This window comes from Nocardia noduli, from assembly GCF_019038455.1.
Lineage (GTDB): Bacteria > Actinomycetota > Actinomycetes > Mycobacteriales > Mycobacteriaceae > Nocardia > Nocardia noduli.
The window spans coordinates 1-1,161 of the sequence record NZ_JAFMPL010000246.1; the positions used below are offsets into that span (position 1 = coordinate 1).

The window sequence follows — 1,161 nt, forward strand, 5'->3', positions numbered from 1 at the left end:
CACCCGGGCCCACCGCGAACTCCACCGCGACCGACGCGAACCCCGCCACACCCACCACCGCGCAGGCCACGACCAGATACGTCGACACCCACGCGACCACCAACACCAACCCGAAACGACCACCCCCGCCCCCGGCCACCGAAACAGGCTGGCCCACACCGTCATCGACCGACGCGCGACCCTCCCGTCCGAGATCGGAATCGGTCATCGACTCGCTCCGGAGACATCCTGGGACAACGCCGCCAACCACTGCCCGGCATCAGCGGCCTGCCCCGACGCCCCGTAACCGGTGTGACTGGCCACCGTCGTCGCGTAATGCACCCACGTCGCCGGATTCAACAGATCCGCATTCGCCGCCAGCTCCGCACCGATCGCCGCACCGATCTGCCCGACCAGCCGCGGAATCTGACCGACCGGATCGGCCACGATCGCCGCGACCACCGCACCGGTCTTGTCCGCCGCCGCCACCCCGTGCTCGGGCCCCGGCGATCCCGCACCCGGGTCGGCGGCCTCGGCCAGACGCTGCGACACCGTCTCACTCGGCACGTAATTGACCTGCCCGCCCTCGACCCGGACATCGGAGAGCATCACCTCGTCGACGGCCTCACCGACGGTGGCCTGCCACGCCCCCACCAACGACCCCGCCGCCACGATCGGATCGCGCAGATCCGCCTGCGCCGCCACACCTGCCACCACCTGCAACGCGGCCGCGTTCGCCGGCGCGTCACACGCCAGATCATGCGCGGCGCAGAACTCCCCGACCCGCCCCTCCAACGCCGCGAAATCGGTACCCGTATCCGCGATCCCGCCACTGAACGGCACCGGATCCAACCGCACCCGCGAGGTCGCCACCGGATCGGTCCCCGGCGCCGCGTCCGGGCTCACCTGCCCCGGGCGACCCGGAATCGGTTCACCACCGGCAGGCCGGGTCGGATCACTCAGCAATGCCACACCCGCCACCCGGTCCGCGGGCACCGGACCCTGCCCGGCACCCACGTCCTGGGCGAATCCCGACACCACCGCCGCGCCCTGGCTGAACCCGGCCAGCCCCAACTGCGTCCTCGGGCACTGCTCGATCACCTGCGCGGCCGTCGCATCCAGACGCGCCCGTGCGTGCGCTGAGGACTCCACATACGGCTGAACCCCCGCACCGGTCCCCAC

The 1,161-nt window shown here is 71.9% G+C and carries 2 protein-coding genes; both read right to left on the reverse strand.

Annotation, left to right across the window (positions count from 1 at the left end; translation table 11 throughout):
* On the reverse strand, window positions 1–208 hold a 208-nt coding region (locus JZ792_RS41190), incomplete at its 3' end, for a hypothetical protein (RefSeq protein WP_216918413.1).
* On the reverse strand, window positions 205–1,161 hold a 957-nt coding region (locus JZ792_RS41195), incomplete at its 5' end, for a cutinase family protein (RefSeq protein ID WP_216918414.1). The genes JZ792_RS41190 and JZ792_RS41195, both read right to left, overlap by 4 nt.